This is a genomic window from Seohaeicola saemankumensis, from assembly GCF_042678485.1.
GTDB classification, from domain to species: Bacteria; Pseudomonadota; Alphaproteobacteria; order Rhodobacterales; family Rhodobacteraceae; genus Seohaeicola; species Seohaeicola saemankumensis.
The window spans coordinates 127,047-151,809 of record NZ_JBHTKR010000007.1; the positions used below are offsets into that span (position 1 = coordinate 127,047).

The 24,763-nt window shown below is 64.4% G+C and carries 22 protein-coding genes; 11 read left to right on the forward strand and 11 right to left on the reverse strand.

The annotated features are described in order from the left end of the window. The first annotated feature begins 4 nt into the window (after positions 1-4). Positions 5-937, forward strand: a complete 933-nt coding sequence (locus tag ACFQ3C_RS17210; RefSeq protein ID WP_380794440.1) for a 2-hydroxyacid dehydrogenase — start codon at positions 5-7, stop codon at positions 935-937. A gap of 13 nt (positions 938-950) precedes the next feature. Here ACFQ3C_RS17210 and ACFQ3C_RS17215 read toward each other — a convergent pair whose 3' ends face one another. Continuing rightward, positions 951-1,745, reverse strand: coding sequence for an SseB family protein (locus tag ACFQ3C_RS17215; protein WP_380794443.1), 795 nt, complete (start codon positions 1,743-1,745; stop codon positions 951-953). Beyond that, on the reverse strand, positions 1,738-2,337 hold the full coding sequence (locus ACFQ3C_RS17220) for a uracil-DNA glycosylase family protein (RefSeq protein WP_380794445.1): 600 nt from the start codon (positions 2,335-2,337) through the stop codon (positions 1,738-1,740). Before ACFQ3C_RS17220 ends, ACFQ3C_RS17215 begins: the two co-directional genes overlap by 8 nt. A 231-nt stretch (positions 2,338-2,568) precedes the next feature. On the opposite strand from ACFQ3C_RS17220, the gene ACFQ3C_RS17225 reads away from it, so the two are divergent. From ACFQ3C_RS17225 to ACFQ3C_RS17240, 4 genes are read left to right on the forward strand one after another with little or no spacing between them, the layout of a single operon-like run. Next, entirely contained in the window at positions 2,569-3,228 is a 660-nt protein-coding gene (locus ACFQ3C_RS17225) for an ABC transporter ATP-binding protein (RefSeq protein WP_380794447.1), read from the forward strand. Beyond that, positions 3,206-5,050, forward strand: a complete 1,845-nt coding sequence (locus ACFQ3C_RS17230) for a capsule biosynthesis protein (protein WP_380794450.1) — start codon at positions 3,206-3,208, stop codon at positions 5,048-5,050. Before ACFQ3C_RS17225 ends, ACFQ3C_RS17230 begins: the two co-directional genes overlap by 23 nt. Position 5,051: 1 nt before the next feature. Further along, entirely contained in the window at positions 5,052-5,885 is an 834-nt protein-coding gene (kdsA, locus tag ACFQ3C_RS17235) for a 3-deoxy-8-phosphooctulonate synthase (protein WP_380794453.1), read from the forward strand. Between the two features lie 29 nt (positions 5,886-5,914). After that, positions 5,915-7,411: a phosphomannomutase/phosphoglucomutase gene (locus tag ACFQ3C_RS17240; protein WP_380794455.1), complete on the forward strand. Its 1,497-nt coding sequence runs from the start codon at positions 5,915-5,917 to the stop codon at positions 7,409-7,411. Positions 7,412-7,466: 55 nt separating this feature from the next. On the opposite strand, the gene ACFQ3C_RS17245 is transcribed toward ACFQ3C_RS17240, so the two are convergent. The 3 genes from ACFQ3C_RS17245 to dut are packed head-to-tail and all read right to left on the reverse strand — an operon-like array spanning position 7,467 to position 11,010. After that, positions 7,467-9,479 carry a M3 family metallopeptidase gene (locus ACFQ3C_RS17245; protein ID WP_380794458.1) on the reverse strand — a complete coding sequence of 671 codons (2,013 nt, stop codon included), beginning with the start codon at positions 9,477-9,479 and terminating at the stop codon, positions 7,467-7,469. Beyond that, complete coding sequence (locus ACFQ3C_RS17250) at positions 9,460-10,545, reverse strand: HesA/MoeB/ThiF family protein (RefSeq protein ID WP_380794461.1); 1,086 nt, start codon at positions 10,543-10,545, stop codon at positions 9,460-9,462. Before ACFQ3C_RS17250 ends, ACFQ3C_RS17245 begins: the two co-directional genes overlap by 20 nt. 3 nt (positions 10,546-10,548) lie before the next feature. Next, positions 10,549-11,010, reverse strand: coding sequence for a dUTP diphosphatase (gene dut, locus ACFQ3C_RS17255; RefSeq protein WP_380794463.1), 462 nt, complete (start codon positions 11,008-11,010; stop codon positions 10,549-10,551). A 346-nt stretch (positions 11,011-11,356) separates the two neighbouring features. Here dut and ACFQ3C_RS17260 point away from each other — a divergent pair, with 346 nt between their 5' ends. After that, positions 11,357-12,205: an FG-GAP repeat domain-containing protein gene (locus tag ACFQ3C_RS17260; RefSeq protein WP_380794465.1), complete on the forward strand. Its 849-nt coding sequence runs from the start codon at positions 11,357-11,359 to the stop codon at positions 12,203-12,205. A 7-nt stretch (positions 12,206-12,212) separates the two neighbouring features. Here ACFQ3C_RS17260 and coaBC read toward each other — a convergent pair whose 3' ends face one another. The 3 genes from coaBC to ACFQ3C_RS17275 all read right to left on the reverse strand — a co-directional run bounded on the left by coaBC (position 12,213) and on the right by ACFQ3C_RS17275 (position 15,169). Continuing rightward, complete coding sequence (coaBC, locus tag ACFQ3C_RS17265; protein WP_380794468.1) at positions 12,213-13,406, reverse strand: bifunctional phosphopantothenoylcysteine decarboxylase/phosphopantothenate--cysteine ligase CoaBC; 1,194 nt, start codon at positions 13,404-13,406, stop codon at positions 12,213-12,215. A gap of 78 nt (positions 13,407-13,484) precedes the next feature. Continuing rightward, the gene (locus tag ACFQ3C_RS17270; RefSeq protein ID WP_380794471.1) at positions 13,485-14,222 is read right to left on the reverse strand and encodes a ChaN family lipoprotein; all 738 of its coding nucleotides are present in this window, start codon (positions 14,220-14,222) and stop codon (positions 13,485-13,487) included. A gap of 68 nt (positions 14,223-14,290) precedes the next feature. Beyond that, positions 14,291-15,169 (reverse strand): RNA polymerase factor sigma-32, encoded by an 879-nt coding sequence (locus ACFQ3C_RS17275; RefSeq protein WP_068287517.1) that lies wholly within the window; start codon positions 15,167-15,169, stop codon positions 14,291-14,293. A gap of 114 nt (positions 15,170-15,283) precedes the next feature. On the opposite strand from ACFQ3C_RS17275, the gene cobU reads away from it, so the two are divergent. The 3 genes from cobU (at position 15,284) to ACFQ3C_RS17290 (ending at position 17,997) form a co-directional block, all read left to right on the forward strand. Beyond that, positions 15,284-15,817, forward strand: a complete 534-nt coding sequence (gene cobU, locus ACFQ3C_RS17280) for a bifunctional adenosylcobinamide kinase/adenosylcobinamide-phosphate guanylyltransferase (protein WP_380794475.1) — start codon at positions 15,284-15,286, stop codon at positions 15,815-15,817. Further along, positions 15,814-16,386 (forward strand): histidine phosphatase family protein, encoded by a 573-nt coding sequence (locus ACFQ3C_RS17285; protein WP_380794477.1) that lies wholly within the window; start codon positions 15,814-15,816, stop codon positions 16,384-16,386. Before cobU ends, ACFQ3C_RS17285 begins: the two co-directional genes overlap by 4 nt. 96 nt (positions 16,387-16,482) lie before the next feature. Then, on the forward strand, positions 16,483-17,997 hold the full coding sequence (locus ACFQ3C_RS17290; RefSeq protein WP_380794643.1) for a YifB family Mg chelatase-like AAA ATPase: 1,515 nt from the start codon (positions 16,483-16,485) through the stop codon (positions 17,995-17,997). Positions 17,998-18,003: 6 nt separating this feature from the next. Here the strand turns inward: ACFQ3C_RS17290 and gshB are convergent, their stop codons facing one another. From gshB to rsmI, 3 genes are all read right to left on the reverse strand, one after another. After that, positions 18,004-18,939: a glutathione synthase gene (gshB, locus tag ACFQ3C_RS17295; protein ID WP_380794480.1), complete on the reverse strand. Its 936-nt coding sequence runs from the start codon at positions 18,937-18,939 to the stop codon at positions 18,004-18,006. 114 nt (positions 18,940-19,053) lie between these two features. Next, a complete protein-coding gene (locus ACFQ3C_RS17300; protein WP_380794482.1) occupies positions 19,054-19,620 on the reverse strand; it encodes a YraN family protein in 567 nt (188 codons plus the stop codon). Next, positions 19,604-20,488 (reverse strand): 16S rRNA (cytidine(1402)-2'-O)-methyltransferase, encoded by an 885-nt coding sequence (gene rsmI, locus ACFQ3C_RS17305; protein ID WP_380794485.1) that lies wholly within the window; start codon positions 20,486-20,488, stop codon positions 19,604-19,606. The genes ACFQ3C_RS17300 and rsmI overlap by 17 nt, the downstream gene beginning before the upstream one ends. A gap of 174 nt (positions 20,489-20,662) precedes the next feature. Between rsmI and ACFQ3C_RS17310 the strand changes: the two genes are divergently transcribed. Further along, positions 20,663-21,835 carry a penicillin-binding protein activator gene (locus ACFQ3C_RS17310; protein WP_380794645.1) on the forward strand — a complete coding sequence of 391 codons (1,173 nt, stop codon included), beginning with the start codon at positions 20,663-20,665 and terminating at the stop codon, positions 21,833-21,835. Further along, the gene (locus ACFQ3C_RS17315; RefSeq protein ID WP_380794488.1) at positions 21,795-24,617 is read left to right on the forward strand and encodes a [protein-PII] uridylyltransferase; all 2,823 of its coding nucleotides are present in this window, start codon (positions 21,795-21,797) and stop codon (positions 24,615-24,617) included. Before ACFQ3C_RS17310 ends, ACFQ3C_RS17315 begins: the two co-directional genes overlap by 41 nt. Positions 24,618-24,763 lie beyond the last annotated feature (146 nt).

A 24,763-nucleotide genomic window follows, 5' to 3' on the forward strand; every position in this document is an offset into this window, starting at 1 on the left:
CCGCATGACCGTGAATATCCTTTTCGCCGCCAAGCCTGACAGCTGGGCCGCCTATGAAACACCGCTGAAGACCGCGCTGCGCGATGCGGGCGTCTTTGCCGATCTGCGGACCGACTTCGCGCCGGACGAGGTGGATTACATCGTCTATGCGCCCAACAGCACGGTGCAGGATTTCACCCCCTATACGCGGTGCAAGGCGGTTTTAAACCTCTGGGCCGGGGTCGAGAACGTGGTCGGCAACACCACGCTGACCCAGCCGCTGGCGCGCATGGTGGATCATGGGCTGACCCAGGGGATGATGGAATGGGTGACAGGCCATGTGCTGCGCCACCATCTGGGGATGGACGCGCATATCCACGGGCTGAAGGGGCGCTGGGACAAACATGTGCCGCCGCTGGCCGAGGACCGCGCGGTCACGATCCTGGGTCTGGGCGCGCTGGGGTCTGCCTGCGCCACGGCCCTGGCGGGCCTGGGTTTCGACGTGACCGGCTGGAGCCGCAGCCCCCGTGATCTGGCGGGCGTGCGCTGCCTGCATGGCGATGCGGGTTTGGCGCAGGCGCTGTCAAGCGCCCAGATCCTGGTGCTGCTGCTGCCCTTGACCGGTGCGACAGAGAACCTGCTGGATGCTGCAAACCTGGCGCGGCTGCCACGCGGCGCGGTGATCCTGAACCCCGGACGCGGCGCGCTGATCGACGATGATGCACTGCTGGCGGCGCTGGACAGCGGCCAGGTCGGCCATGCCACGCTGGACGTTTTCCGGGTGGAGCCGCTGCCCGCCGATCATCCGTTCTGGGCGCATCCGTCGGTCACGGTCACGCCGCATATCGCCTCCGAGACGCGCCCCGCCTCGGCCTCGCGCGTGATCGCGGAAAACGTGCGGCGCGGCGAAGCAGGCGCGCCTTTCGTGCATCTGGTGGATCGCAAGCTGGGCTATTGATCCCGGACGGGGCCTAACGCAGCTTGGGCGGCCGTGCCGGGTCTGATCCCGGCGCCATGCGCAGCACCTCCTGCACGGCTTCGGCAGGCTGCGGCAGATCAAAGCGCAGGCCATGCTGGGCCAGCCGCGCCGCCATCGGTTCGGCCGCGCGGAAAAAGGCCACGTCCAGCGCGCCCGCCTCGATCCCCGAGAAGGTCAGCGCCTCGGCCACGGCCTTCGCAAGGGCGCCCTGCGCGCCTGGTGCTGCATCGACAAAGGCCAGCATATGCCCCTTGCCGCCCCCCTCGTAGGTGACACCCAGAAGATAGGCTGCATCGGCCAGACCCGCGGCACTGGCAAGCTTGGCGTCAAGCGAAGTCAGCAGCAGATCGGGCAGGCCGAGCGGGGGCGCGACAGCCTCGATCCGGGCTTCGGCCTCTGCGGGGGCATTGCCCAAGGTGCCCGCCAGCCATGCAACTGCCTGCGGCGGGATCAGGATCGACGACGGCGCCACGTCCAGGTTGACGCCCAGCCCGATGCCCTGCTCTGCCAGCAACCCCGCAATGACACGCCCGGACAGCGCGGCATAAGGGGCGGGTTTTCCGACGAATTGCGCCAGGCGATCGTCACGGTCGAAGACCAGGACAAAGCTTTCATCCGCCAGTTCGAAGACTTCGGGGGTGATGTTTTCGCCTTGCGCCTCTTCGGTCAGCAGCAGGAACAGCTCGCAATCGGCCAGCCGCTCGTAGAAGCGCAGGCGCGCGCCATCATCATCGGGAGCTGCTTCCATCGCGGCATGGGCGGCATCAAGCGGGGTCAGGTCAGTCATCCATCACTCTCCGGACAGCGGCGCGCAGTTCGGGCAGGACATCTGCCGCGAACCACGGATTTTTGCGAAGCCAAGCGGTATTGCGCCAGGACGGGTGAGGCAAGGGGAAAACCCCGGGGGCCTGCACGCGCCAATCCGCCACTGTCTGCGTCACGGGCCGGCGGTGGCCCAGGTGCCAGCGATGGGCATGCCCGCCCACCAGAATACGCAGGCTGATCTGCCCAAGCCCGGCCATGACCTGCCCGTGCCACGTGCGCGCACAGACCGCTGGTGGCGGCAGATCCGCCCCCTTGGCGTCATAGCCCGGAAAGCAGAAGGCCATGGGCACGATCGCAACCCTGTCCCTGTCATAGAATTCATCCGGCGACAAACCCAGCCAGTCGCGCAACCGATCGCCAGAAGGATCATCGAAGGGCCGTCCCGACAGGTGCACGCGCATTCCCGGCGCCTGCCCTGCGATCAGCAGCCGCGCGCCTGGGCGAAACCAGACCACCGGACGCGGCGCATGGGCCGTGGCCGTGGCGGCAAAACGCGAACGGCACAGGGTGCAGGCGGCAATATCGCGGGCAAGATCGCTTTCAGGATCGGTCATCGGGGTCAGTCTAGCATGCGGCCTTGATGGTTCCATACCGGCGGGAACGCGAAGCAACTTCGGCTTGGCGAATTTTTGCAAGATAAGATACAGTCGTTCACGAAAGCCATAATATGGCCTCGAAAGGGTGTGATTATTGGTCAACGGCTCGACAGATGCCCAGAGCCGTTGGTAAGTGTGAGTTAGCACAACCCCGTTAAGAGGGTGGGCAGGAGCAGACCGGAGCGTTGAATGCTCGAATTCGATAATGTCAGCAAGTCCTTCTGGACGGGCACACAGCGCAAGGTGATCCTTGACCGCGTCAGTTTTCGCGTGGAATTGGGCAATTCGCTGGGCATTCTGGCACCGAATGGCACCGGCAAGACCACATTGATCAACATGATGGCGGGGCTGGAAAAACCCGATGAGGGGGTGATCCGCCGGGGCACGCGCATCAGCTTTCCGCTGGGTTTCATGGGCGGCGTCGTCTCACGCGTGTCGGCGGTGGAAAACAGCCGCTATATCGCGCGTCTCTATGGGCTGGACCCCGACTATGTCGAAGCCTTCTGCCGCTGGCTTTGCAATCTTGGCGAATATTTTGAGCAACCGCTCGGCACCTATTCCTCGGGGATGCGGGCGCGGTTCTCGTTTGCGCTGATGCTGGCGCTGGATTTCGACATCTACCTGATCGACGAAGGGATGCCCGCGTCGACGGATGTGGAATTCAATCGCAAGGCTGGCGACGTGCTGCGCGAAAGACTGCGGACCACGACGGTGATCATCGTATCGCACCAGCCCCAGGTCATCGAAAAATTTGCCAAGTCAGCCGCCGTGCTGATGGATGGCAAACTGCACATGTTTGACACCTTGGAAGAAGCGAAAGAGCTCTATGATTACGAAACCCAAGGCTAGAAAATTCCGCATCCGCCGCAGCCTGATCGAGCCTGAGGCCGAAATCAGCCAGAGCCATGCCGCGGCGGGACATGCCACGGAACGGGCCGCAGGACATGCCACAGAACGGGCCGCAGGGCATGCCGCAGGACGGGCCGTGAATGCGCGTCCGCTGATCCCGCAGCCTGCCGCAATGTCCGCGCCGCATCCGGACACAGCCAGACAGACCGAAGAGCTTGCCGACCATATCGAGCGCCGCCGCGCCGCAGCCCTCGCGGCGCAGGGCCAGCCCACAATCCCGGATGATTATGGCCCGGATTTTTCCGAACTGGTGACAGCCGCGCCCCATGCCGATGCCGGCCACGAGATCGACGCGATCCGGCGAGAGGGGCTGACGGGGCGGCAATTGCGCATGGCGCGCCGGGTGGCGCAGAAACACGGGCTTGCGCCCACGTCGGATTTCGACGCGGTCCGCCTGCTGCGCGCAGAAGGGATCGACCCGTTCCAGCGCACCACCATGCTTGACCTTGTGATGCCGCGCGAGGATGAGGGCGAAGATGACGGGATCGCCCCGACGCAGCGCGAGCCAGGCCCGGCCTCCCCCGTCGGGGGAACCCCGATCGGGCGCGTGCAACTGCCGCAAACCATGCCGTCCGGCAACCCCTACCTTCCTTCGACCCAGATCAGCCCGGCAGAGCGCAGGACGCGCGACGTCATGGACATCCAGCGCGACATCGCCCGTCGTCGGCGGCGCAAGATGCTGCTGCTGCTCACCCGGCTGAGTGCCTTCGTCTTTCTGCCGACGATCCTGGCCGGCTGGTATTATTTCGTCCATGCGACGCCGATGTATGCCACCAAATCGGAATTCCTGATCCTTCAGGCGGATGCACAAGGCGGCTCGGGTCTGGGCGGTCTGCTCAGCGGGACGCAATTCGCAACCAACCAGGACAGTATCGCGGTGCAATCCTACATGCAGTCGCGCGATGCGATGATCCGCCTGAACGAGGATATGGGTTTCAAGGCCCATTTCAAACAGGAATGGATCGACCCGATCCAGCGCCTGGAAACGGAAGCCTCCGATGAAGCGGCCTACAAGGTCTACAAGAAGAACGTGAAGATCGGATATGATCCCACCGAAGGTGTGATCCGCATGGAAGTCATCGCCGCCGACCCGCAGATCAGCGCCGAGTTTTCCTCGCATCTGATACAATATGCCGAAGACCGGGTGGATGAGCTGTCACGGCGCAAGCGCGAAGACCAGATGCGCGATGCGCGCGCCAGCCTGGAAACCGCCAAAGCCGAGCGGCGCGAGGCCCAGGAACGCCTTGTTGCCCTGCAGGAAGGGTCGATGCTGGACCCTCAGGGCGAGATTGCCAGCATCCGGGCGCTGATCAATTCGGTCGAATTGCAGCTTCAGGAAAAGGAACTGGCGCTGAATTCGCAGCTGAACAACCTGCGGCCCAACGCGGCACGGGTGGACGCGCTGCGCTCTGAGGTGCAGTTGCTGCGGAACGATCTGGACAGGCAGAACCGTCGGCTGAATGACGCGACCGAAGGGCAAAGTTCGCTGGCCGCGATGGCCGCACAGATCCAGATGGCGCAGGCCGATCTGGCCACGGCGGACATGTTCCTGCAATCGGCGTTGCAGAACGAAAAGCAGACCGAGCTTGAGGCGAACCGTCAGGTGCGATACCTGACCACCAGCGTGCGGCCCGTGGCCCCGGACGAGCCGACCTATCCGCGCGCGTTCGAGAATACGATCCTTGCCTTCCTCATCTTTTCGGGAATTTACCTGATGATCTCACTCACCGCCTCGATCCTGCGCGAACAGGTGTCCAGCTGACATGAACATGGTCTCGATCGGATCCCTGAACGTCAGCAATGACGCGCCCCTGACCGTGATCGCGGGGCCTTGCCAGCTGGAAAGCGCGGATCACGCGCTGATGATCGCGGCGCGGATGCAGACCATCTGTGACGCGGCCGGCGCGCAGTACATCTTCAAGGCCAGCTTCGACAAGGCGAACCGGACCTCGGTGTCAGGACAGCGCGGGATGGGCCTTGAAGAGGGGCTGCGCGTGCTGCAACAGGTCAAGGACAGCCTGGGCCTGCCGGTTCTGACCGATGTGCATACAGAGGCGCAATGCGCCCCCGTGGCCGAGGTTTGCGATGTGCTGCAGATACCCGCATTCCTGAGCCGCCAGACCGATCTTCTGTTGGCGGCCGGTCAGACCGGTGCGGTGATCAACGTCAAGAAAGGCCAGTTCCTGGCACCCTGGGACATGCCGAATGTGATCGCGAAGATCGAAAGCACCGGCAACACCCGGATCCTGTTGACGGAACGCGGCACGTCTTTCGGCTATAACACCCTGGTGACCGACATGCGCGCCCTGCCCCAGATGGCCGCGACCGGCTATCCTGTGGTGATGGATGCCACCCATTCGGTGCAACAGCCCGGCGGCAAGGGCGGATCCAGCGGCGGCCAGCGCGAATTCGCCCCGGTGATAGCGCGCGCGGCGGTATCGCTGGGCATTGCCGCGGTTTTCATCGAGACCCATGAAGATCCCGACAATGCCCCCTCGGACGGCCCCAACATGATCCCGCTCCACCGGATGGAGGCGCTGATCGGCAGCCTGATGGCCTTTGACCGTTTGGCCAAGGCCGATCCTATCCGCCTTTGAATTCCTTTCAGACAAGAGAGATTGAACAAGTGACCAAACCCGTGCCTACCGTGACACCGAACACCTGGGAATTCCTGCGTGACGCGATGATCACGCCGACCGGCTTTCGCGAATATGACGCGCGCTGGAAATACCCAGACCAGATCAACCTGCCCGGCATCACGGCACTGGGGCTGGGGCTTGGCACGCAGATGCGGCGGCGCGGCATCGCGCCGGTGATCGCGGTCGGCAACGATTACCGCGACTATTCGCTGTCGATCAAGAATGCGCTGATCCTGGGGCTGATGCAGGCCGGAATCACGGTCAAGGATATCGGCCCTGCGCTGTCGCCGATGGCCTATTTCGCACAGTTTCATCTGGATGTGCCGGCCGTGGCCATGGTCACCGCCAGCCACAACCCCAATGGCTGGACCGGGGTCAAGATGGGCTTTGACCGCCCCCTGACCCATGGTCCCGACGAAATGGCCGAACTGCGCGACATCGTTCTGAACGGCGAAGGCCAGACTGCCCCCGGCGGCGCCTATGAATTCGTCGATGGCGTGCGCGACGCCTATCTGGACGATCTGGTGGGCGATTTCCGCATGACCCGCAAGCTGCGGGTGGTTTGTGCCACCGGCAATGGCACCGCCTCTGCCTTTGCGCCCGAACTGTTCCGACGCCTGGGGGTTGAGGTGATCCCCAGCCACAACACGCTGGATTACACCTTTCCGCATTACAACCCGAACCCCGAAGCGCTGGAAATGCTGCATGACATGTCCGACAGCGTCAAAGCCTCGGGCGCGGATTTCGCATTGGGGTTCGATGGCGACGGTGATCGTTGCGGCGTGGTCGATGACGAGGGCGAAGAGATTTTCGCCGACAAGATGGGCGTCATCATGGCGCGGGATCTGTCGAAACTCTATCCCGGCAGCACCTTTGTCGCGGATGTGAAATCGACGGGACTGTTCGCCTCGGACCCCGAGTTGATCAAGAACGGGGTCAAGGCGGATTACTGGAAGACCGGGCACAGCCACATGAAGCGCCGGGTCAAGGAACTGGGCGCATTGGCCGGGTTCGAGAAATCGGGCCACTACTTTCTGGCCGGCCCCATCGGGCGCGGCTATGACTGCGGGATGCGCGTCGCGGTCGAGATCTGCAAGCTGATGGACCGCAACCCGGACATGTCCATGTCCGACCTGCGCCGCGCCCTGCCGCAGACCTGGGCAACGCCGACGATGTCGCCCTATTGCGCCGACACCGAAAAATACCAGGTGCTGGAACGTCTTGTCGCCAAGCTGGTGGCCAAGCATGAGTCCGGGGGCACGCTGGCCGGGCGCAAGATCGCGCAGGTTGTCACCGTCAATGGCGCGCGGGTGATCCTGGACAATGGCGGCTGGGGGCTTGTGCGCGCCTCATCCAACACCCCCAACCTGGTGGTGGTGTGCGAAAGCCCGGAATCCGAAGCCGAGATGCGGGCGATCTTCGCCGAGATCGACGCGGTGATCCGCACAGAGCCCAGCGTGGGCGACTACGACCAGACGATCTGAGGTCAGGCTGAACCTGACTGACAAAGGCCCCGGACACCCGGGGCCTTTTTTCGTATCACGCAGCCAGTCCGCGCCCTTTCAGCAGGGCCTCGACGCCCGGCAGGCGCCCGCGGAACGCGGTATAAAGCTCTGCCGGGTCGCGCGATCCGCCAGCGGACAGGATGAAGGTCTCCAACGCCCTGGCCCGCTCCGGGTCGAAGGCGCTGCCGGCCTCCTCGAAGGCCGCGAAGGCATCGGCGTCCATCACCTCGGACCACATGTAGCTGTAATACCCGCTGGAATAGCCGTCGCCGGAAAACACATGGGCGAAATGCGGCGTGGCATGGCGCATCGCGATGGCCCGCGGCATCCCCAGTTCGGCCAGCACCTCAGCCTGCATCGCCATGGGATCGGCGGGCGGGGTGCCTTCGTGAAAGGCCAGATCGACAAGGGCCGAGGCGACATATTCAACAGTCTGAAAACCCATGTCGAAGGTCGCGGCGCCCAGAAGCCGGTCAAGCATGTCACGTGGCATGGGCTGGCCCGTTTCGGCATGGGTGGCGAATTCGGCCAGCACCTCCGGCACTTCCAGCCAGTGTTCGTAAAGCTGGCTGGGCAGTTCCACGAAATCGCGCGCAACCGATGTGCCCGAGATCGACGGATAGGTCACATCAGACAGCATCTGATGCAGGGCATGGCCGAATTCATGGAACAGCGTGCGCGCATCGTCATAAGACAGCAACGCAGGATCGCCTTTGGCGAAGTTGCACACGTTGATCACGATCGGGTGCCGCACCTGCGGCCACTTGGCCTGTGACTGCATCGCCGAGCACCACGCGCCCGAGCGTTTGGAGCCGCGCGCGAAATAGTCGCCGATAAAGACGGCGACATGCTGGCCATTGCGCGTCACGTCCCATGCGCGGGCATCGGGATGGTAAAGCGGCAGGTTCAGCGGCGTGAATTCCAGCCCGAACAGCCGGTTCGCACAGGCAAAGCTGGCCTCGATCATCCGGTCCAGTTGCAGGTAGGGCTTCAGCGTGGCCTCATCCAGATCGTGTTCTGCCTGACGGCGGCGCGCGGCGTAATAGTGCCAATCCCAGGGTTCAAGATCGCCGTTGATCCCGTCTTCATGCATCATGCGTTCCAGCACGGCGGCATCTGCCTGGGCCTGCGCGCGGGCGGGGGTCCAGACAGCCATCAGCAGGTCGCGCACCGCCTGCGGCGTTCCGGCCATCTCGGTTTCCAGCTTGTAAGCGGCGAAGCTGTCATACCCCAGCAGTGCCGCGCGCTCTGCCCGAAGCGACAGGATTTCGGCGGCAATCTTGCGGTTGTCGGTGGCGCCACCATTGGCGCCACGCGCCACATAGGCGCGCCAGGCCAGCTCGCGCAGATCGCGGCGCGGCGAGAATTGCAGAAACGGCGTGATCAACGACCGCGACAGGGTGATGACCGGGCCTTCGGCGCCTTTCTCACGCCCCGCCGCACGGGCGGCCGAGACCAGAAAATCGGGCAGCCCTTCAAGATCGTCCTCGGACAGGGGCAGCGCCCAGGCCCGTTCATCCGCCAGAAGATTCTGGGTGAACTGCGTGCCCAGCACGGCCAGGCGCGACTTGATCGCGGCCATGCGCGCATCCTCGGCCCCGGTCAGGGCAGCCCCCGAGCGGACAAAGCCGCGATGCGTCAGCATCAGAACGCGCTGCTGCTCTGCGCTCAGATCAAGCGCGTCGCGACGCGCCCACAGATCCGCGACGCGGGCAAAAAGTGCCTTGTTGGCGGTGATTTCCGCGGAATGCGCCGCAAGCCGGGGCGAGAAGGCGCGCTGCAATTCCTCACGCGCGGGCGTGCTGTCGGCCCCTGCGACGGTGTAGAAAACCGACAGAACCTGGTCCAGCGCCTTGCCCGCCGATTCCAGCGCACCAATGGTGTTGTCGAAATCAGCGGCGTCAGGGTTGGTGGCAATCGCGTCGATCTCGGACTTGTGGGCATCAAGCGCGGCGTCGAAGGCGGGGGCGAAATGCGCGTCTTCCACGCGGTCGAAAGGGGCCAGGCCAAAAGGCGTGGTCCAGGTATCAAGCAGCGGGTTTGTCATTTTCTGTCTCTCCTGCGGGGCGCATATTGGCGCAGACCGGGCAATCTGCACGTGCATGAAGGCGGATGGTGCGGTGTTCGGCGTGAAGCGCGTCGTGGATCAGCATGCGCCCACGCAGATCCTGGCCCGCGCCGGTGATCAGCTTGATCGCCTCCAGCGCCATCATGGATCCGATCACGCCCGGCAAGGGGCCAATCACCCCCGCCTCGGCGCAAGAGGGGGCCAGACCGGGCGCTGCGGCTTGCGGAAAGACGCATTGATAGCAGGGGCCGCCGCGCGCGGGGTCGAACAGGGCAATCTGGCCTTCCCATTGCGAAAGCGCGCCAGAGATCAGCGGCTTGCCCAGAGCGACGGCAGTCTGGTTCACCAGATAGCGCGTGGCGCTGTCATCGGTGCCATCAAGGATCAGGTCGTATTCAGAGAACAGATCGGTCGCCACATCGGCTGTCAGGCGGCGATTGTAGGGGCGCACCGTCACGAAAGGGTTTTGCGCGCGCATCGCGGCCTCGGCGGAAAAGACCTTGGGCATGCCGATGCGCTCATCGGTATGGATCACCTGCCGTTGCAGGTTGGAGTTGTCCACGCTGTCGTCGTCGATCACGCCGATCGTGCCCACACCTGCGGCCGCCAGATAGATCAGGACGGGCGCGCCAAGCCCACCCGCGCCGATCACCAGAACCCTGGCCTCTTTCAGGCGGCGCTGTCCCGTGCCGCCCAGTTCGCGCAACACGATATGGCGGGCGTAGCGGTCAAGTTCCGTGGGGGAAAACGCGCCTGAGGTCGCAGGGCCAGCCAGGTTTTCAGCGCCCGCATCTGCGCGCGCGCGCAACCGCGCCAGCACAGCGCGGTAACCGATTGCCAAGGCGGCAAAGCCCCCCAACAGCAGCCAGGGCGCGGCACTGCCCCCTGTCGCCAGACGCAAGGGCGCGGTTTGCGGAAGGGTCAGGTGAATCACCACGACCCCGACCCACAGAATAGCAATCATGATCCACCGCATACGGCGCGGCGTGCCCATGAAGGCCCCGATACCCCAGAGAACACCCGCCATGACAAGAACCAGCGCCATGCCTCAGCCCCGCCCGGTCGAGCCGAAGCCGCCCTGCCCGCGCGCGGTCGGATCAAGGCTGTCGACAAGATCAAAGGTGGCGCGCAGCACCGGTGCGGCAACCATCTGCGCGATGCGGTCGCCATGGGCGATGTGGAACGCATCGCTGCCCGCATTCATCACGATCACGCCCAAGGGACCGCGATAATCGCTATCGATGGTGCCGGGGCTGTTGGGCAGGGTGATCCCGTGTTTCAGCGCAAGGCCGGACCTGGGTCTGATCTGCACTTCGAACCCGTCGGGAATTTCAAGCCGCAGCCCTGTCGGCACAAGCATGCGCGCGCCCGGGGCAAGGGTGACGCCGTCGCGCTGATCGGGCGGAAAATTCGCGCGCAGGTCCGCCCCGGCAGCGCCTGCCGTTTCATAGGTCGGCAACGGCAGCGCGGGATCGGCCTCGGGCGTCCTGGTGCAGCGGATGATCAGCATATGACGCCTCTTGCCTTGTGCATCGTGATGGTCGGGCCCGATCCTGCCGGACGGGGCGATGCGCCGCGCGGTTGGCCTGTTGGCGCCTGCGGCTGTTCCTGAAGACATAACCGAAAGACCCCGCGTTGCAAGGCATCAGGGACCATCCTGCGGGACAAGACGGTAGCGCAGGCGGATCACGCGACCGGGATCACCGGCTTTTGATCGAAAAGGGCCACGAAGGGCTAGGCGGTTGCCGCCCCACCCTCTAGGCTGCCGGGTCAGCGGTGCGCGTGGCATCAAGGTATGGGCCACGACCCGACCCAGCAGCGCGCCGATGCAAGATATAGCAATAAAATTCTGCCCTATGAAAGATCATGACAATATCATGCGAATTAGTCTGCTTATTCACACAATTTTCGTCGGCATTCTTGCGGCATTGATCATCGCGCCCGCGCCGGCGCCCGCGCAACCGACAGAGGTGTCTGTCGCCGGCCCCAAACCTCCGGCGGGCGCGTCCCTGCCCTGGCCGGTCGCCGTCAGTCTGTCAGGTCCGACCGATCGCTATCCGCATAACGTGCTGGGGCGTATTGCCGCCTTCACCAGCCTGACGGTCAGCGCGCAGGTCTGTGAAGACTGCCCGCAACCCCGGATCGGCATCCGTGTCACGCTGGATGCGCCACTGGTGTTCGAAGATGCCACCCCCCGGTTGTGGGATGTCACGGGCGATGGGCGGCCGGAAATCGTCGTTGTGCAAAGCCACGAGAGCAAAGGCGCGCGCCTGACCGTGTGGGAGCTGGGCAAGACCGCATCCGGCACGCCCGACCTGACGCTTCTTGCCAGCACCGATTTCATCGGGACGCGTTTCCGCTGGCTTGCGCCCTTCGGGGTCGGCGACTTCACCAGCGATGGCAAGCCCGAGATCGCCTATGTGGAAACCCCGCATCTGGGCAAGACCATGCGCCTTGTCGGACTGGAGGGTGACCGCCTTGTCCCGCGCGGCGCGCTTCAAGGCGTGACAAATCATCGGATCGGAGAGGAAGATATCGCAGGCGGCGTGCGCGACTGCGCTGGCCGGGTCGAGGCAATACTGGCCTCGGGCGACTGGCGCCGCATCGTCGCGGTTGGCTGGCAGGAGGGTGAACTGGTCAGCCGCGATCTGGGCGCCTTGCAGGACAGGCAGGATCTGACCAGGGCACTGACCTGCGCGAACTGAACAGCGATCAGCCCAGCGCCTGTGCGATCCGGGTGGCCAGACGCGCGGCCACATCCTGCTTGGACATGCGCGGCCAATCCTCGCGCCCGTGGGCGGTGATCAGATGCACGGCATTTTCCGTGCCGCCCATGATCCCGGTAGCGGGGCTGACATCATTGGCCACGATCCAGTCGCAGCCCTTGCGCGCGCGCTTGGCCGTGGCATTGGCAATCACGTCATCGGTTTCGGCGGCAAAGCCCACCACCAGGCCGGGACGATCCGCCTTGCGCTGGCTGACGGTAGCCAGGATGTCGGGGTTTTCGGCGAATTCCAGCACCGGCAGGCGGCCTGCGTCCTTCTTGATCTTGGAACCAGAGGATGATGCCACGCGCCAATCCGCCACGGCGGCGGCAAAAACGGCCGCATCAGCGGGCAAGGCGGCTTCGACCGCCTGAAGCATCTGCTGCGCGGTCTCGATCCGGACCACCTGCACCCCTTGCGGCGGGGGCACATCGGCGGGGCCGGTGACAAAGATCACATGGGCCCCCAGAGCCGCCAGGGCATGGGCAATTGCCGTGCCCTGCGCCCCGGATGACCGGTTGGCGATATAGCGCACAGGGTCGATGGGTTCATGGGTAGGGCCGGACGTCACCAGTATCCGCTTGCCGGTCAAGGAGCCCTGCCCCAGCGCGGTTTCGATCGCGGCGACAATCTCAAGCGGTTCCGACAGGCGGCCGGGGCCATATTCGCCGCAGGCCATGTCGCCCGCATTGGGGCCGACGACACGGATGCCATCGGCCAAAAGCTGCGCCAGGTTGCGCCGCGTCGCGGGATGCTCCCACATCCGCACATTCATCGCGGGCGCGATCAGCACCTGCGTATCCGTCGCCATCAACAGGGTCGATGCCAGATCATTCGCGTGGCCATGGGCCATCTTTGCCATCAGATCAGCCGTTGCAGGGGCGACCACGACAAGATCAGCGCTGCGCGACAGCTGGATGTGGCCCATCTCGGCCTCGTCGGTCAGGTCGAAGAGATCGGTAAAGACTTTCTCGCCCGCCAGCGCCGAGACCGACAGAGGCGTCACGAACTCGGCGCCTGCCCTGGTCAGAACAGGTGTCACCGCCGCGCCGCGTTCGCGCAGACGGCGGATCAGGTCAAGCGACTTGTAGGCCGCGATGCCGCCGCCGATGATCAGAAGAATGCGTTTGCCTGCCAGCATGTTCTGCGCCTCCGCCAGATGGGCCGACAGTATGTCCCGCGTCGCCCGCTGACAAGGCCGGGTCACGCGCCTGCCGGATCAGCCCTTGCTGCGGAATTGCAGACAGGGGTCAGGCCGGTCGACCGCCGGGGCAGACAGAACCGCGTCGAAGCCCCCCGGCGTACCCGCCCCGTCTTCCTGCTGGCCGATCGTGAAAACCGGCAGGTCCGGACGAAGCCCCGCAATGTAGGCGGGCACACCCCAATCCTGACGGGCATGGCCATTGCCGGTGATCACCACGACAGGGCCACCCGTCGCATCCAGGGCCCGCAGGGTTTCGCGGGCAAGCACCGCGTCGCGCAGCCGTTGCAGATCGACCATCACGGGCAGCATTTCGGGCGGCATGGCGTTGCAATGAGCCTCTTGCTGCAAATCCTCCTGCGCGGCCTGCAAATCGGCCTGCAAGGGATCTGTCAGACCATAGGCGGATGCATCATCGCCGAAACTTTCGGCAATGCCGGCCTGCATCGCGGCGCGGGCGGCATCGCGCGGAACGGCGGCGCCGTAGATCGCGGCCTGCGGTGCCGCGGCAAAGATCGGGTAGTACAGGGTGAAATCGGGCCAGCCGCTTTCGGCCCAGCCCAGCACATCGGCCAGCATCGCCTGATCATTGCGGTTCTGCGGTGTGACCCGCGCCGCCTGTTCCGTGGTCAGCATCTCGAAGACGATCGCGGCGGGCCGGATATGGGCGACAAGGGCGGCCTGCGCGTCATGATGGGCCGGGTTGTCATGCACCTCGCCCACGATGATCACAGGGGCTGCGGCTGCGCGTTCCATCAGGTCATCAGGCAAAGGGCCCGCAAAAGCGGGCCCACACGCGAGTGCAGCGATCAGGGCAAGACATCTCATGCGAGGAAGTCTTGCACCTCGCGCGACTGGCTTTCCAGCTTTTTACGCATCTTGGCAAAGGCCGCGGCTTCAAGCTGACGCACACGTTCCTTGGACAGGCCCAGTTCTTCGCCCAGGCTTTCAAGGGTGCGCGGATCGTCGCGCAGCTTGCGCTCGCGTACGATGAACCGTTCGCGGTCATTCAGTGCTGCCAGCGCGTCAAGCAGCCAGTTGCGCAGGGCCGCTGTATCATGCGCGGTCTCGACGATATCGGCGGCCTGGCTGCCCTCATCCTCGATCGTGTCGATCCATTCGCGCCCCTCATCCTCGGAGGACTGGGTGGCGTTGAGCGAGAAGTCCGAGCCCGACAGCCGGCCCTCCATCATCTCGACGTCATGCAGCGGTACGCCGATCTCGGTCGAGATCATCTGGCGCATCTGGTGGCGATCCAGCTCTTCGCCCCGCGCCTGCGCCTCACGCTCAAGCCGGGCCTGCACACGACGCAGGTTGAAAAACAGCGATTTCTGGCTGGATGTCGATCCGGTCCGGACCATCGACCAGTTCCGCATCACGTAATCCTGGATGCTGGCCTTGATCCACCAGACCGCATAGGTCGAAAAACGCACGCCGCGATCCGGGTCAAACTTGTCGGCCGCCTTCATCAGGCCAAGACCGGCCTCCTGGATCAGGTCGTTCATCGGCGCGCCGTAGCGGCGGAATTTCGACGCCATCGAAATGGCAAGGCGCATATAGGCGGTGATCAGGCGGTGCAGCGCCGCCTCGTCACGGTGATCGCGCCAGGCGTAGGCAAGTTTCAGCTCTGTCTCGGCATCCAGAAGCTCGGCCTTCATGGCTTTGCGCGACAGGGTCATGTCATTTGGTGCATCAAGTGCCATTTTTACCCCCTAACAATGGCCCGGTGCGCCAGGGACGCCAGAGGGCCGTTTTTCTTTGTCTTGATGTTTGATACGCAGGCAGAAACCGATCGGATCAAAAAACATGAGTCTGACATGTTGCCAAAGCTGACCCTGGTTCTGGGAGGGGCCGCCTCAGGGAAATCCGCCTTTGCGGAACGGCTGGTTCTGGACAGCGGGCTGGCGCCTGTCTACCTGGCCACGGCCCAGGCCTGGGACGAAGAGATGCGCGGCAAGATCGCACGCCATCGCAACGCCAGGGGCGCGGGATGGCTGACCCATGAGGCGCCGCTGGATCTGGCCCCTGCCCTGACGGCGGCGCGACCGGATCAGGCGGTATTGCTGGATTGCGCGACCCTGTGGCTGACCAACCAGATGCTGGCCGATCATGATCTTGCGGCGCAGGAAACAGCGCTGCTGGCGGCATTGGATGCCTGTGCTGCCCCGGTCGTGGTTGTCAGCAACGAGATCGGCATGAGCGTGGTGCCCGAAAATGCCCTGGCCCGCCGTTTTCGCCAGGCACAAGGCGAGTTGAACCAGAGGCTTGCAGCCCAGGCGCCGCTTGTCGTGGCGGTGATGGCCGGTCTGCCGCTGGTACTGAAAGGCACCTTGCCGGGGTGTCGGGCATGAGCCGCTTTTTCTGGGTGCGCCACGGGCCGACCCATGCCAAGACCATGGTCGGCTGGTCCGATCTGCCGGCCGACCTGTCGGACAGCGCGCAGTTGGCGCGGCTGTCGGGCGTCCTGCCCGCCGAGGCCCTCGTGATCTCCTCGGACCTGGTGCGCGCCAGCGCCACGGCGGATGCGATTGCGGCCGGGCGGCAACGCCTGCCGCATGATCCGGACCTGCGCGAGATCCATTTCGGTGAATGGGAGCTTGCACATTTCGACGAGGTCGAGGATCAGGCCCGCTTGCGCGCCTATTGGGAGACTCCCGGCGACATCCGCCCGCCCGGCGGTGAAAGCTGGCACGAGGTCTGCGCCCGCGTTGACCGCGCCGTGGCCCGGCTGATGGCGGACCATCCCGGCCGGGACATCATCGCGGTGGCCCATTTCGGCGTGATCCTGACACAGGTGCAGCAGGCCCTGCAAATCGGCGCCTACGCGGCGTTTTCGCACCGGATCGCCAATCTGTCGCTGACCGAACTGCACCACCAGGACGGGTCATGGAACGCGTTGCGGATCAACCACCTGCCCTGATCACGCGCCCGGCGCCAATGGCGCGGCGGATCTTCGTTAATCATTCCGAAAGAAAAACAGCTTAGCCATTAACCATGGTGAAGGATGGGGTCGGGGATGGTGGCGCGCGCCTATACGGTGGCTTTTGAAGGCGTCTCGGCCCGGACGGTCGAGGTGCAATGCGCGGTCACGCCGGGCTTGCCGGGCTTTTCGGTCGTGGGCCTGCCCGACAAGGCCGTGTCCGAGGCGCGCGACAGGGTACGCGCCGCGCTGAGCGCCATGGCGATTGCCCTGCCCAGCAAGCGGATCACGGTGAACCTGTCGCCTGCGGATCTTCCCAAGGAAGGCAGCCATTTCGACCTGCCGATCGCGCTGGCGCTGCTGGCCGCGCTTGACATCATTCCCGCCGATGCGGTCGAAGGCGTTACCGCGCTGGGGGAATTGTCGCTGGATGGATCCCTTGTCGGCGTGCTGGGCGCCCTGCCCGCAGCCATGACCGCCGCAGAGGAAGGCCGCATTCTGGTCTGTCCCCGCGCCTCGGGGGCAGAAGCGGCCTGGGTCGGTGGCTGCCAGGTCATCGCAGCGGCAAGCCTGATGGATGTGGTGCGTCATTTCACCGGGCAGTCGCCCATCGCGCCGGCCGAACCCGGCGAGGTCACGGGCCTGACAAATGCGCGCTGCCTGCGCGATGTGAAGGGACAGGAACGCGCCAAGCGCGCGCTGGAAATCGCCGCCGCCGGGCGGCATCACCTGCTGCTGCTGGGCACGCCCGGATCGGGCAAGTCGATGCTGGCGGCGCGCATTCCCGGCATCCTGCCGCCGCTCACGGCGGCCGAGGCGCTGGAAACCTCGATGATCCATTCGCTGGCCGGATTGCTGGACGAGGGTGGCATTTCACGCGCACGGCCCTTCCGCGAGCCGCATCATACGGCTTCCATGGCCGCGATCGTGGGCGGGGGGCGCTCCGCACGGCCCGACGAGATCAGCCTGGCGCATCACGGGGTGCTGTTCATGGACGAGTTTCCCGAATTCCCGCGCGGTGTGCTGGAGACCCTGCGCCAACCGATCGAAACCGGAGAGGTGATGGTGGCGCGGGCCAATGCGCATGTCCGTTATCCCTGCCGCTTCATGCTGGTCGCGGCGGCGAACCCCTGCAAATGCGGCTATCTGACCGATCCGGCAAGGGCCTGCACCCGCGCCCCGATCTGCGGCGAGGATTACATCGGACGGATCAGCGGCCCGCTGATGGATCGCTTCGACCTGCGTGTCGAAGTGCCGCCCGTCGCCTATACCGACCTTGATCTGCCCGCATCGGGCGACAGCTCGGTGCAGGTCGCAGCGCGTGTGGCTGCGGCACGGCAGATCCAGGCCACGCGTTTTGCCGAGGTGGCAGACATGCATCTGAACGCCGATGCAGAGGGGGCGGTGCTGGATCGCGTCGCGACACCCGATGCGGCGGGGCGGGCGCTGCTGGGGCGTATCGCCGAACGCTTTGGCCTGACCGCGCGCGGCTATCACCGCGTCATGCGGGTTGCGCGCACCATTGCGGATCTGGAAGGGTCCGAAGGCGTCGCAAGCACACATGTGGCCGAGGCCGCAAGCTATCGTCTTGTGGGTGTCCGGGAAAGTTGATCCCGATCAGGCGCGCCGCGCCTCGATCCGTTCCCATATTCCGGCCGCGATGTTCACACCGTCGAACCGCTCCAGCTCCTGAATGCCAGTGGGCGAGGTCACGTTGATCTCGGTCAGCCATGTCCCGATCACGTCGATGCCCACGAAAACCTGGCCTTTTTCACGCAGAACCGGGCCGATGCGCGCGCATATCTCAAGATCGCGTTCCGTCAGGCCGATCTTTTCAGGACGTCCACCCACATGCATGTTGGACCGGGTTTCGCCCGCAGCCGGCACACGGTTGATTGCGCCCACCGCTTCGCCATCCACAAGGATGACACGCTTGTCGCCCTTGCTGACATCGGGAAGATATTTCTGCACAATCAGCGGCTCGCGGCTGAAGCCGGTGAAGAGTTCGTGCAACGAGGACAGGTTTCGGTCATCCGAGGTCAGCCGGAACACACCCGCACCGCCATTGCCATAAAGCGGCTTGAGGATCACATCGCCATGGCGATCCTTGAAGGCACGTATGGTTGCCAGATCTCGCGCGATCGTCGTGGGCGGGGTCAGGTCAGGGAAATTCAGAACCAGCAGTTTCTCGGGCGAATTACGCACCCAGAAAGGATCGTTCACCACAAGGGTCTTGGGGTGGATCCGGTCCAGCAGATGCGTGGTCGTGATGTAGAACATGTCGAACGGCGGGTCCTGGCGCAGCCAGACCACGTCAAATTCCGACAGGTCAACCTCGGTTTGCGCGCCCAGCCGATAATGGTCGCCTTGCACCCGCTGCACGGTGACCGGCCAGCCACGCGCCGTGATTCGACCCTCCTGGTAGGCCAGCTGGTCGGGGGTGTAGTAGAACAGCTCGTGACCACGCGCCTGGGCTTCCTCCATCAGGCGGAACGTGCTGTCGGCATTGATGTTGATCGGCCCGATCGGGTCCATCTGAAAGGCGATTTTCATGTCCGGCTCCCCTGAGGATAGAGCCTTTACATGGCGCAACCAAAGCGGCGAGACAATCCGAAATGCCGCAACCGCCGCGCGCAGTTCAGGCCGGGGCGTGCCTGACCCATATCTTCAGCATTCCAGGGCGAAGGCGTTTTCCAGGATGAAATGCGCGCCAAAGCTGTTGACCGTGGCCAGATCGAATCGCATCTGCGTCAGTTGCGATCTCTGGGTCTGCCCCAGAAATTCCGTAGCCGCCTCCAGAATGCGGTCGCATTGCGCGCGACCACGGGATCGAAGCGCCGTATCGAAACTGCGGCTTTTCTTGACCTCGACGAACACAAGCGCATCCCCATCCGAAAAGATCATGTCGATTTCCGCCCGCGATCCGCGCCAGCGACGCACAACAGGCTTCAGCCCCTTTTGCACATAGGCTTTTTCGACAGCATCTTCAGCGGCAAGTCCCGACAGGTATGACAGCCGGCCACGTGTCTGGCGCGCTTGCTGTACCGAAGGGGATGCCACGGGTGTCTTGGGGGATGGCTTGGGGCATGGCTTGGGCTGCGACGACACCGTAGCCCGGCTTTTCAGCCCTGGCGCCCCCGGCATGGACAGCGGCGCCGCCAGAGGCATGGCCAGTGGCAGATCAAGCTGGACTGGCCGGGCCGAAACCCCTGCCGGATCAAAGCGAAGTGTCATTTTTCCTGCTCCTTTCCTGCTCCAGCTTGAGGGCCATCTGGTAGACCTGCCTGCGCGCCAGCCCGGTCCGCGCCGCCACGATATCCGCCGCATCGCGCACCGATTTTTCCTTCAACGCCTCTGCAAGCATCAGTTCTACATCAGATTCCCTAACATTCTCCGAAGACTTCCTCTCGATCAGCACCACGATCTCGCCTTTCAGGCTTCGGGTGGCGCAGATATCGCCAAGCTCCCGCAAGGTGCCGGATATGACCTCCTCGAATTTCTTGGTCAGTTCTCGGCACAGCGCGGCTTTGCGGTCTTCGCCCAGGACCTCGGCGCAATCTCGCAGCATTGCACCGATCCGTTTCGGCGATTCGTAAAAGACCAGCGTTCCGGGGATATCGGCATAGCCGCGCAGTGCCGTCTTGCGCTGGCTGGCGCTATTGGGCAGGAAACCTGCGAAAAAGAAGCGGTCTGTCGGCAAGCCGCCGACGGTCAGCGCCGTGATCACGGCCGACGCGCCCGGTGCCGCGGTGACGGCAAACCCTGCCTCTCGTGCCGCGCGCGCCAGATCGAAACCCGGATCGGCCACCATGGGCGTGCCCGCCTCGGACGCGTAGGCCAGGCTGCGCCCCTGCGCCAGAAGATCCAGTAGCCGCGGCCGCATCTGCGCGCCATTGTGGTCGTGATAGGCGAAGATCTGGCGATCTCCCAGTGGAATGCCGTGTATTTCCATCAGCTTGCGTAGCGTTCTGGTGTCTTCGGCCGCCAGCACGTCGGCGCTTGCCAAAATGTCCATCGCACGCAGCGTGATGTCGCGCGCCGATCCGATCGGTGTGGACACGAGGTAAAGCCCCGGTGAGAGATTCACGGATTTCGAATTCAATGCTGGACCCCTCCGGCGTGGTGTTTATGATGATTTCGCGTGCCGGTGGCGCAGATCACCGTTTATGTCGAGGGAGAAGTCTGTTTCATGTTCGCGTTCAAGTCACCCCCCCGCAAGTCATTCCTGACACCTGCCCTTGAAATCGTCGAGGGCGCGGGCCGCGTGATGCGCCGCATGTCGCGGGCGATCCTGCCGCAGGGCGGTGCCATTCTGGCGCTGGCCGCCATCGGTGCCATCGCCGCATGCGAGCCGATCGACACCTCCTTGGGGCGACCGGGCGCGGCTCTTGACACATCGACGCCGGTGCCCGTTGCCTTGCTGGTGCCGCGCGGTTCCGCCAATGCCAGCGACGAGGTGCTGGCCCGGTCGCTGGAAAACGCGGCGCGCCTGGCGATCGCGGATCTGGGCGATGTGGCCATCGACCTGCGTGTCTACGGCACCGCCGGCTCTGCGGCCAACGCACAGCAAGCAGCACTTCAGGCCGTTGCTGACGGGGCCGCGATCATCCTGGGTCCGGTCTACGGCGAGAACGCAAATGCTGCGGCAGTGGCCGTGGCCTCAAGCGGGGTCAGCGTTCTGGCCTTCACCAACAACGCCTCGATCGCGGGCGGGAACCTGTTCATCCTTGGGCACACCTTCGAGAACACGGCCCAGCGATTGGCCAGCTATGCGGTGCGCCAGGGAAAAGGCCGCGCCGTCGTGGTCTATTCCGAGGATGTCGATGGCCAGGCGGGACGCCAGGCGATCGAGGTCGCATTGACGCGCAGCGGCGGCACGGTTGTTGGCAGTGTCGGGCACGCGTTTTCGCAAAACGGGGTGGTGCAGGCGATTCCGCAAATCGTCAGCAGCGTGCGGAACGGCGCCGCCGATGCGGTCTTTCTGACCGCCAACACCGCTGGCGCGCTGCCCCTGCTGACGCAGCTGTTGCCCGAGGCGGGCATCTCGCCTGCGGTCACGCAATATATCGGGCTGACCCGCTGGGACGTTCCCAGCCAGACCCTGGACCTTCCGGGGGTTCAGGGCGGCTGGTTCGCCATCCCCGATCCGATCATGACCGCGCAGTTCCGTGACAGGTATCAGACCGCCTATGGCGAGACGCCACATGCGATCGGCGGGCTGGCCTATGACGGCATTGCGGCTATCGGTGCCCTGGTCAGTTCCGGACGGCCCGATGCGCTGAGCCGGGCCAGCCTGACACAAGGCGCCGGCTTCGAGGGGGTGAACGGCATTTTCCGGCTGCGCGCGGATGGTACCAACGAACGCGGACTGGCCGTGGCCCAGATTCGCGACAGACAGGTGGTTGTGATTGACCCTGCCCCAAGAACCTTTGGCGGTGCCGGATTGTGATCCGGCGCTGACCGCTGTCCCGCTGCCGCTTCGCTCCGCTCCGGACGATCTGATCTGTCCTGCCGCGTCGATCTTCGACGCGCCAGCCGTCGCACAGGCGCTTGCCGCGGCCACGGCGGGGCTTGAGCCGGGGCAGATCCGCGCGGCGGTCGTTCCTGTCCTGTCGCAGGCGTTGCAGCAAGGCCGCGCCGCGATCGCCGAAGCGTTTTCCGCGCGCCCCTTCGATGCGCGTCCGGTCACCCGTGCCTATTGCTGGCTGACCGACTGCATCGTGGCCAGCGCGCAGGATGTAGCGATCCGACTGATACATCCGCAAAAACCCGCAGGGTCTGGCGAGCGTCTGGCGCTGATCGCGGTCGGCGGCTATGGCCGCGGCGAGATGGCGCCGCAATCGGATGTGGACCTGCTGTTTCTCAGCCCGACCCGGATCTCGCCCTGGGCCGAATCCGTGATCGAGACGATGCTCTATATCCTGTGGGATTTGCGCCTGAAGGTTGGTCATGCCAGCCGCACCATCAAGGATTGCCTGCGGCTGGGAGACGAGGATTTCACGATCCGCACGGCCCTTCTGGAACATCGCTACCTTGCCGGCGATGCAGAGCTGGCGGCCGAGCTTGACCGGCGCCTCAAGACCGAACTGTTCAAGGGGACCGCGCGGGAATTCATCGAGGCCAAGCTGAACGAACGGGATTCCCGCCACGAAAAGCAAGGTGGCCAGCGCTACATGGTCGAGCCTAACGTGAAGGAGGGCAAAGGCGGCCTGCGCGACCTGCAATCGCTGTTCTGGATCGCCAAATACCTGCATGGTGTCCAGAACCCCGCAGAGCTTGTCCGCCTCAAGATGTTCCGCCCCGAGGAATTCGCGACCTTCCAGAAGGCCGAGAATTTCCTTTGGGCCGTGCGCTGCCACCTGCACCTGATCACCGGGCGCCCCGCCGATCAGCTGACCTTTGACCTGCAGGTGCAGGTCGCCGAAAGGATGGGATATGTCGACAAGGGCGGGCGCCGCGCGGTCGAACATTTCATGCAGGATTACTTCCGCCATGCGACTTCTGTCGGCGATCTGACACGGATCTTCCTGACGAAGCTGGAAGCCTTGCATGTCAAGTCCGGCCCGCTGCTGGAGCGGATTTTCCGGCGCGTGCCAAAGGTCAAGCCCGGCTACCAGGTGATCCACAACAGGCTTGCGATCGAGAACGAGGCAAAGTTTCTCAAGGACAAGGTGAACCTGCTGCGCCTGTTCGAGGAAGCCCTCAGGACGGGCATGCTGATCCACCCCGATGCCATGCGCCTGGTCACGGCGAACCTGCACCTGATCGACGACGATCTGCGCACCACCCGCGAGGCGCAGCAGATCTTCATGGATCTGCTGCTGAAACACGGCAACCCGGAACGCGCTTTGCGCCGCATGAACGAGCTGGGCATGCTGGCGGCCTTCATCCCCGAATTCGAACCCATCGTGGCGATGATGCAGTTCAACATGTACCACAGCTACACGGTGGACGAGCATACGATCCAGTGCATCAGCAACCTGGCTCAGATCGAACGGGGCGAACTGGTCGAGGAGCTTCCCGTCGCCTCGGGGATCCTGCGTGCGGGGGTGAACCGCAAGGTTCTCTATGTCGCGCTGCTGCTGCATGACATCGGCAAGGGCCGGGCCGAGGATCATTCCGTGCTGGGCGCGCAGATCGCGCGCAAGGTGGCGCCGCGCCTTGGCCTGAACAAGGCGGATTGCGAAACGGTGGAATGGCTGGTGCGCTATCACCTGCTGATGTCCGACATGGCGCAGAAACGCGACCTCTCTGATCCGCGCACCCTGCGCGATTTCGCCAAGGCCGTGCGAACCCGCAAGCGGCTTGATCTGCTGACGGTGCTGACGGTCTGCGACATTCGCGGCGTGGGTCCCAACACCTGGAACAACTGGAAGGCCATGCTGATCCGGCAGCTTCACCGCGAGACGACACGCGCGCTGGAACACGGGCTGGAGGATCTGAACCGTGAACACCGCGGCGCCGAGGCGAAAGCGGCCCTGCGCGATGCCCTCAAGGGTTGGGAGGCCGCAGCGCTCAAGACCGAACTGGGGCGGCATTATCCACCCTATTGGCAGGGTCTCGACACCCGCACGCAGGTGGTCTTTGCCAATATGCTGCGCGACCTTCCCGATGACGAGATCAGGATCGACCTGGTCCCGGACGAGGATCGCGACGCAACCCGCGCCTGTTTCGCCCTGTCCGATCATCCGGGCATCTTCTCGCGTCTTGCGGGGGCGCTGGCGCTGGTGGGGGCGAACGTGGTCGATGCGCGCACCTATACATCCAAGGACGGCTTTGCCACGGCCGTCTTCTGGATCCAGGATGAAAGCGGCAGCCCCTATGACGCCACGCGCCTGCCCCGGCTGCGCCAGATGATCGGCAAGACCCTGAAAGGCGAGGTCGTCACAACCGAAGCCATCAAGAGCCGCGACAAGATCAAGAAGCGCGAACGCGCCTTCCGGGTCGCCACCTCCATCACCTTCGACAACGAGGGTTCCGAGATCTACACCATCATCGAGGTGGACACGCGCGACCGTCCCGGCCTGCTGTTCGACCTGACCCGCACCCTGGCGAACGCGAATGTCTATATCGCCAGCGCCGTGATCGCGACCTATGGCGAACAGGTGGTCGATACCTTCTACGTCAAGGACATGTTCGGGTTGAAATTCCATTCGCTGCCCAAGCAGAAGGCGCTTGAGCGCAAGTTGCGCGACGCGATCGAGAAGGGCGTGGAACGCGCCATCTCGTGACGGCGGGCGGGTTCCGCGGCACCCTTCGGCACGGCATTCGCGTGCAGGCAAGGCGGCAGAAGCCTGCGGGGCTTCTGACCCCGCGCGCCGCGCCCGCAAGGCAGGCTCTTCCAACCCGCAAGGGCATGCGATACTGCCTGTGCATC